Here is a 6,156-nt window from a genome sequence, read left to right as displayed (position 1 = left end):
TTTGTTGCACGGGACCCATGGGTGCAACCGGCACCCGGCTTTCCCTGCGCCCTCTGATATCGAGGAGGGTGAAAAGTGAAGCAAAGCTCGGGCATCTCATGCCGCGAGAACGCAGACTCACATCCACTCCGCTGTTTGACAGTTGAATCAGAACTCTCCCCACGTCGTCCCGGGCTTGCCGCGCCGCGGCGAAGCCTCTTGGCGTAGCCGGGACCCGGGACCCATAACCACAGGCCGTTGTTGTATGCTCCGCTGCAACCGCTTGCTGCCGCCACAACTCCTCCCTGTGGTTATGGGTCCCCGCCCCCCGGGCGCAATTGCGCCCTAGGCGGGGACGACAACGGTGTGAGCGCGAGAGAAGCGCAGATGGAGCAGGTAGACGCGCTACTTCATCGTGATCGCGAGCCCGCTCAAATCGGCGTTCGCCATCAATCCGACATGGTGGCCGGCGAGTTCGAGCACGGCGCCCTTCTGGTTGGTGAGCACGATGGCGCGGGCGCCGCCGCCGATTGCAAGGCCCGCGCCGGCTGCGCCGTAGACGCCAGCGACATCAGAGGGGCGGTTGATGTTGCTGACGCGGCCGCGCAGCACCGTCTTCGAGCCGCCGAACACCAGGCCGTAGTCGAGGCCGCCGACCGAGAGCGGATATCTGCGTCCATGAAAATTCAGCACGCCGCCACCGCCGGAGCCGCCGATGATCCAGCCCGCCTTGTAGATCGTGAGCGAGACAGTGCCGCTGTCGGCATGGGCGATCGAGGAGAGAGTGGCGCCGGCGATAGCGGTGAGCGCGACCAGCACGGCACGAAGGGCGGATGGCATTTTCATATGAAAGTCTCCAGGATTTTCTTGAGTCATCAATGGCGGCGCGGATCGATTCGCACATTGCGAAGTGTAGCCCGGAAGCTGGATGGGCGAGAATGCGTAGCCAGGATGCGTAGATGCGTAGGGTGGGCGAAGCGCAGCGTGCCCACCATTCCGAGTCGAGTGCTTGACGGTGGGCACGCTGCGCTTTGCCCACCCTACAAATTCCCAGCAAGGGCTTTCCGTTTGCTCGCGTTTTGAATTAGCCTTCGCGGCGGCGTTCAAGAACCAGGAAAGAGGAAACATCCATGGCCCTTCTCGAAAATCATATCGCCGTCATCACCGGCGCGGGGTCCGGCATCGGCCGCGCGATCGCAGCCGGCTACGCACGCGAAGGCGCACGCGTGGTGCTGCTCGATGTCATCAAGAGCGCGGCGGCGGAAGCGGCGAAGGAGATCCGCGACGCCGGCGGCCAAGCCGACAGCTTTGCGCTCGACGTCACCAGGCGCGAGGATTGCGTCGCGCTTGCAAAGGAGATCGCCGGCAAGATCGGGCAAGTCTCGATCCTCGTCAACAATGCCGGGATTGCGCGACGTAACGGCATGCTCGGCGCAGACGAGGCCGTGATCAAGGATTGGGAAGACGTCATCGCGATCAACCTCACCGGCGTCTTCAACGTGACGCATGCCTTCCTGCCGCAGATCCGCGCCACGAAGGGACGCATCGTCAATATCGGATCGATCCAGTCCTTCGTGCATGTGCGCACGCCGAGCTCGCCCGCCTACACAGCCTCAAAGCACGGCGTGCTCGGCTTCACCCGCGCGCTCGCCGCCGAGCTCGGCAAGGAAGGCGTGCGCGTCAACGCAATCGGCCCCGGCTTCATCGAGACGCCGCTGAACGCGCAGACGCGCGCGAGCAATCCGGAACTCGCGAACACCTTCGTCGCGCACACTCCGCTCGGCCGCGCCGGCAAGGCGGAGGATATCGTGGGGCCTGCGATCTTCCTCGCCTCCGACCTGTCGGCCTATGTCACGGGATCGATCGTGATGGTGGATGGCGGCTACCGGGCGGTGTGAGCATGGCGCACGCGGGAACCCATGCGGAAATGTGGATGGCAGCGATCGCGTTAATCGTTTGTTAACCATCTGCGGCCACCGTCTCGCGCGGGCCAGGGGTTTGTTCGTTCTCGATGTTTCCGATTCGCGATGTTGCGAACGGGCGTTGCTCGGGAGGTGTCATGTCCTATGTGTCCACGCAGCCCCTGCCGGAGATTCCGGCGTCCTCACTGGCCCCAAACGAAATCGTGCCGCTCCTGATCGGAGCCACCGTCGGCGAGGTCGAGCGCGAATTGGTGCTGCAAACCCTGATCCGCTGCAATGGCAACCGCACGCGCGCCGCGCGCGTGCTCGGCGTTTCCGTACGCACATTGCGCAACAAGATCAGGAGCTATTCGGCTGACGGAATCGAAGTGCCCGCGCCGAGCGATTAGGCGCCTACGCGTGCGATCGCGTGCTGCGCGTCCTCACCCAGGCGCCGAGGGTGATGACGAGCGAGATCGCAGCGACGCTTCCGGCGATCAGTTCGATGGCGCGCAGCACGAACGCGGTCTGGACCGACAACAGCAATTGCGGCTCCTCGGCAAAGCCGATCGGCACGATGTCGGGGACAAGGAGCCGCTCGGCACCGAAGGCAATCGCGAACAGGGCCAGCGACAGCAAGAAGATCTTCCAGCCTGCGTTCATGGCTTCGCTCCCGTTCCACCATCACATCGTGACGATGCCATGGAGCGCGATTGCATCATTGATGTTGATCAATCCGCTCGCGGAATTGAAGCGGTCGCCAAACGCCGCTAAGAACGCGCGGGCGCAATTTCATTCGGAGTGCAGCAGTGGCCGATGATGCTTCCAGCCGGCGCGGAGCAGCGGGCGCACAGGGCCCACGCGGCCGGCCCGGCGAACAGGGACGGCCGGGACCGCAGGGACATCCCGGCCGGCGCGGCCCCGACGGGGCGCGCGGCAAGCCCGGCCCGCAAGGCAAGCCGGGAGCGCAGGGCAAGCCTGGTGCGCAAGGTAAGCGGGGCGAACCGGGCCCGCAGGGTGCGCCCGGTTCGCATGGTCCCGCCGGGCCGCAGGGTCCGGCCGGTCCGCGCGGCGAGCCGGGCCCGCCCGGGCAACTGCCTTCGATCGAACAGGTGATGCCGTGGCTGCACATGATCTTCGACGCCTGGGAAGACTATCGCCGCCAGCGCGAGCAGGAGGCGGCCGAGCGCGAAGCATTGGCTGCGGCCGTGGCCGAGCAACCCGCTGACCTCGACGATCCCGATGAAGACGAGGATCACAAGGACAAGAAAAAGAAGAAGCACAAGGACAAGAAATAGGCCGCCAGCCGGCGCGGCTCACCCGAACCGCAGCCGCGAGCGCTCCTTTGCCTTCTCCGCCTCCACTTCGCGGTCGCGCGCCGGTGCCGTGGTGTGTAGCGAAACGAGAAGCCGGTGCGCGGCGTCCGAGACCTCGGCGACCGCGCGATCGAAGGCAGCTTCATTGGCCTGCGACGGCTTGTTGAAACCGGACAGTTTGCGCACGAATTGCAGTGCGGAAGCGTGGATCTCGTCCTCGGTCGCGGGCGGCTCGAAATTGAACAGCGTCTTGATGTTGCGGCACATGCTTTACTCCTGTCACCGGCGGCCCGGGTCCGTTGCCTTAGCCCAAGGACGATTGGTCCATGGAAATTCCGACATCATCGCCTATTCTGTCATGAAAGCGCCGGTGGCTTCACCCCTCCCGGCCGCAACGCAAAGCGAGTTCCCGATGAGCCATGTGATCTACAAGATCGTCGAACATGACGGCGGATGGGCCTACACCGTGGACGGCGTGTTCTCCGAACCGTTCGCGACCCATGCCGCTGCGCTGGCCGCCGCCCGACGTGTGGCGGCCGAGCAGCGCGTGCCCGGCCGCACCGAGGCGATCGAGTATGAAACCCCTGACGGACAATGGCACACCGAGACCGCCGCCGGCAGCGACCGCCCCGAGACGGATGTCGAGGATCGCGGCTGAGGCTGAGCATGCCTCTTTCAGCGCGGGATGACGGCGGAATTTCGCGATGATACGCTTGTCGCAAATACGACATCCGGAGATCGCCCGTGACCGACCTTGCCGCTGCCGACCTCGCCTCGATCTATCAAAAGCCGACTGCGCGCGTAATCGCGAAGGCGCGGCCAGAGATCGATGTGCATGCGAGGAAGTTCATCGGCATGTCGCCGTTCTGCGTGCTGGCGACCTCCGGCTCCGACGGCAGCGTCGATGCCTCCCCGCGCGGCGGCAATCCGGGCTTCGTCAGCGTCGCCTCGCCGAACCTGTTGTTGATGCCGGACCGCTCCGGCAACAACCGCATCGACAGCTTCCGGAACATCGTCGAGGGTTCGGGCTTTCTGCAGCTCATCTTCTTCGTGCCGGGGATCGACGAGACATTGCGCGTCGGCGGCAAGGGACGTCTCTCGTCCGATCCGGAGCTCCTGGCTTCGATGGTGGAATTCGGCAAGCCGCCGCGCGCGGTGCTGCGCGTCGACGTGACGGAAGCCTATTTCCACTGCGGCAAGGCCTTGATGCGCTCGAAACTGTGGTCGGCGGACACGCGCGTCGAGCGCAAGGTATTCCCGAGCATCAGCGAAGTGATCCACGACCAGACCACGCTCGGCGAGCCGGAGAGCCAGGCGGTGGTGGAAGAGCGCTACAAGACGCAGCTCTGACGGCTGGCGCCCATGTCACCCTCTCTTGAAGGGAGGGTGAAAACGCCCAGCGCTCAGTGCTCGCTCTCGAGGTGGCCGACGTGCTTCTGGGTGTAGAGCTCAAGGCCGATGCGCTGGATCAGGTCGAGCTGGGTCTCGAGGAAATCGATGTGGTGCTCCTCGTCCTTCATCAGGTCCTCGAACAGATCGCGGCTCACATAGTCCTTCACGCCGTGGCAGTAGGTGGCGGCTTCCTGGTAGAGTGCGCGGGCGCCGATCTCGGCGGCGAGATCACACTCGATGATCTCCTGGACGTTCTGGCCGATCCGCAAGGGATCGAGCACCTGCATGTTGGGGAAGCCGTCGAGGAACAAAATGCGGTCGGTGAAGCGGTCGGCGTGGTGCATCTCCTCGATCGATTCCTTGCGCCAGACCTTCGCCATCTCCAGGAGGCCCCAGTTATTCAGGATGCGATAGTGCAGCCAGTACTGGTTGATCGCCGTGAGTTCGCTGCGCAGGCCCTTGTTGAGATATTCGATGACCTTAGGGTCGCCCTGCATAGTCCACTCCAAATGCTTAAAGGCCCAAAGCGGGCCCGATTCCAACTTTAGAACGCTTCTAAATCAGATTATGGACAAGAGCAACCCTCCTCTGGGAGGGCACCTGGGAAGAGATCTGGGGAAATCCGGCGGATCAGCAGGCCGCGAGCGCGAACTCAGTGTTCGCGGCTTCGTCGACTGTCTCGTGGCTGTGCGGGCAGCCGCTGCAGCAGGCCTTGGCGCACGGTCCGAGCGCCTCGTCAATGATCGTCTTGATGGTGCGGGCACAGCGGCCGCATTCTGCACTGCAGCCAAGGCAGCCATAGAGCTGCTTGGCATTTCGCGGCAAGGACCCGCCGACGCTCACGGCACTGCGGACGTCGTGGTCGCTGAGGACATTACAGGAACAAACGATCATCGAAGAGGCGGGTCCGGTCGGTGATGCTGACATAAGAAATATTGAAGGCGAGCAAGCGACGCAAAGGGAAAAACCGGAATTTGAAGCAATTCCAAACTGATGATGGAGGTAAATTGGAATGGCTCTAAGTGTGATCCGCGTCATCGCACGGCACGCCGGCTATCACTTGGCGGGCGATCCGCCGCGGCGTTGATTGATCGTCAAGGGGAAATGTGGAACTCTGGTCAGGACCAGTGCCCCAAAAGGGATGACTTGAAGAAAGGTGAGGCCATGAGGAAGACATTGCTCGGATTTGCCGCCATTGCATTGGCAGGCGCGCTCGTGGCAGCACCTCCGGCGCATGCGCAGCGCGGCGTTGCCGCGGGCGTCGCGGCCGGACTGATCGGTGGCGCCCTGATCGGCGGGGCGATCGCTTCGCAGAACGGGTACTACGGTCCCGGTTACTCCTACGGTCCCGGGTATTCCTACGGTCCTGGCCCCGGCTACTACGTCGCCGGCCCCTACGAGTACGGGCCGCCCTGCGCCTGGCAGCGCCAGCGCTTCTGGGACGGCTATGGCTGGCGGGTGCGCAACGTGCGCGTCTGCTATTAACGCGCATTCACCTTCATTAAATCTCGCACAGGATGCCGGAAAACCCCGCTTTTCCGGAAGCTGAACGGCTTATGGCCAGAAAA

The 6,156-nt window shown here is 63.7% G+C and carries 11 protein-coding genes; 6 read left to right on the top strand and 5 right to left on the bottom strand.

All coding sequences use genetic code 11. From position 1 onward, the window contains the following. Positions 1 to 384: 384 nt before the first annotated feature. Positions 385 to 825: a hypothetical protein gene (locus OZ411_RS34465; protein ID WP_282531495.1), complete on the bottom strand. Its 441-nt coding sequence runs from the start codon at positions 823 to 825 to the stop codon at positions 385 to 387. Positions 826 to 1,109: 284 nt separating this feature from the next. On the opposite strand from OZ411_RS34465, the gene OZ411_RS34460 reads away from it, so the two are divergent. Beyond that, complete coding sequence (locus OZ411_RS34460; RefSeq protein ID WP_282531494.1) at positions 1,110 to 1,877, top strand: SDR family oxidoreductase; 768 nt, start codon at positions 1,110 to 1,112, stop codon at positions 1,875 to 1,877. Positions 1,878 to 2,038: 161 nt separating this feature from the next. Next, positions 2,039 to 2,290: a helix-turn-helix domain-containing protein gene (locus OZ411_RS34455; RefSeq protein ID WP_130584245.1), complete on the top strand. Its 252-nt coding sequence runs from the start codon at positions 2,039 to 2,041 to the stop codon at positions 2,288 to 2,290. Positions 2,291 to 2,294: 4 nt separating this feature from the next. Here OZ411_RS34455 and OZ411_RS34450 read toward each other — a convergent pair whose 3' ends face one another. Next, a complete protein-coding gene (locus tag OZ411_RS34450; RefSeq protein WP_282531493.1) occupies positions 2,295 to 2,543 on the bottom strand; it encodes a hypothetical protein in 249 nt (82 codons plus the stop codon). 146 nt (positions 2,544 to 2,689) lie between these two features. Between OZ411_RS34450 and OZ411_RS34445 the strand changes: the two genes are divergently transcribed. Then, a complete protein-coding gene (locus tag OZ411_RS34445; RefSeq protein ID WP_282531492.1) occupies positions 2,690 to 3,178 on the top strand; it encodes a collagen-like protein in 489 nt (162 codons plus the stop codon). Positions 3,179 to 3,196: 18 nt separating this feature from the next. Here OZ411_RS34445 and OZ411_RS34440 read toward each other — a convergent pair whose 3' ends face one another. Continuing rightward, the gene (locus OZ411_RS34440) at positions 3,197 to 3,463 is read right to left on the bottom strand and encodes a DUF2277 domain-containing protein (protein WP_130582519.1); all 267 of its coding nucleotides are present in this window, start codon (positions 3,461 to 3,463) and stop codon (positions 3,197 to 3,199) included. A 145-nt stretch (positions 3,464 to 3,608) separates the two neighbouring features. Between OZ411_RS34440 and OZ411_RS34435 the strand changes: the two genes are divergently transcribed. Both OZ411_RS34435 and OZ411_RS34430 read left to right on the top strand, forming a co-directional pair. Continuing rightward, on the top strand, positions 3,609 to 3,854 hold the full coding sequence (locus tag OZ411_RS34435) for a DUF2188 domain-containing protein (protein ID WP_130582521.1): 246 nt from the start codon (positions 3,609 to 3,611) through the stop codon (positions 3,852 to 3,854). 86 nt (positions 3,855 to 3,940) lie between these two features. After that, positions 3,941 to 4,546: an MSMEG_1061 family FMN-dependent PPOX-type flavoprotein gene (locus tag OZ411_RS34430; RefSeq protein WP_282531491.1), complete on the top strand. Its 606-nt coding sequence runs from the start codon at positions 3,941 to 3,943 to the stop codon at positions 4,544 to 4,546. A gap of 53 nt (positions 4,547 to 4,599) precedes the next feature. Here OZ411_RS34430 and bfr read toward each other — a convergent pair whose 3' ends face one another. Further along, the gene (bfr, locus tag OZ411_RS34425) at positions 4,600 to 5,085 is read right to left on the bottom strand and encodes a bacterioferritin (RefSeq protein ID WP_282531490.1); all 486 of its coding nucleotides are present in this window, start codon (positions 5,083 to 5,085) and stop codon (positions 4,600 to 4,602) included. Positions 5,086 to 5,218: 133 nt separating this feature from the next. Beyond that, positions 5,219 to 5,482 carry a (2Fe-2S)-binding protein gene (locus tag OZ411_RS34420; RefSeq protein WP_282531489.1) on the bottom strand — a complete coding sequence of 88 codons (264 nt, stop codon included), beginning with the start codon at positions 5,480 to 5,482 and terminating at the stop codon, positions 5,219 to 5,221. 270 nt (positions 5,483 to 5,752) lie between these two features. On the opposite strand from OZ411_RS34420, the gene OZ411_RS34415 reads away from it, so the two are divergent. Continuing rightward, positions 5,753 to 6,073 carry a hypothetical protein gene (locus OZ411_RS34415; protein ID WP_282531488.1) on the top strand — a complete coding sequence of 107 codons (321 nt, stop codon included), beginning with the start codon at positions 5,753 to 5,755 and terminating at the stop codon, positions 6,071 to 6,073. The last annotated feature ends 83 nt before the right edge of the window (positions 6,074 to 6,156 follow it).

It is taken from the genome of Bradyrhizobium sp. Arg237L (assembly GCF_029990105.1).
GTDB lineage: Bacteria > Pseudomonadota > Alphaproteobacteria > Rhizobiales > Xanthobacteraceae > Bradyrhizobium.
This window is presented reverse-complemented; position numbering and strand designations above follow the sequence as displayed.